Annotated in this window: 1 protein-coding gene; it reads left to right on the top strand. The window is 26.6% G+C overall.

Annotation, left to right across the window (positions count from 1 at the left end; all coding sequences use genetic code 11):
• The first annotated feature begins 45 nt into the window (after positions 1–45).
• Positions 46–252 carry a hypothetical protein gene (locus tag OCV67_RS13560; protein WP_147644300.1) on the top strand — a complete coding sequence of 69 codons (207 nt, stop codon included), beginning with the start codon at positions 46–48 and terminating at the stop codon, positions 250–252.
• Positions 253–342 lie beyond the last annotated feature (90 nt).

Consider the following 342-nt stretch of genomic DNA (forward strand, 5'->3'; position numbering starts at 1 on the left):
AGTGATATAATTAAATATATAAAATTATTAAGGGGATTATAGTAAATGTATATAATAAAACCACATTTTGATTATTGTCCGATACAGAAAACAGAATATTTTGTCAATGTAAGATATAAAATAAGCGATGTGAATACATATAAAAAGGTCTCAATGGAATGTGTATATCAGGAGTTTTATAAGCAGAATTGTCCGGAAAGAAATAATTGTCCTATTTATAAATCAGCTGATGTGATTTTAGTGAATAAATAAAAATTCGCCAATGGCGAATTTAAGGAAAGGTCTTGACATTACATAAAAATATTGTTATAATAATAAAAAAGGGGCACACTGATAGACGGT

Source organism: Porcipelethomonas ammoniilytica (assembly GCF_025567485.1).
In the GTDB taxonomy this organism is placed as follows: domain Bacteria; phylum Bacillota; class Clostridia; order Oscillospirales; family Ruminococcaceae; genus Porcipelethomonas; species Porcipelethomonas ammoniilytica.

Excerpts from the sequence above, each read along its gene's own strand:
- OCV67_RS13560 (WP_147644300.1), top strand. The coding sequence starts at position 46 with ATGTATATAATAAAACCACATTTTGATTATTGTCCGATACAGAAAACA.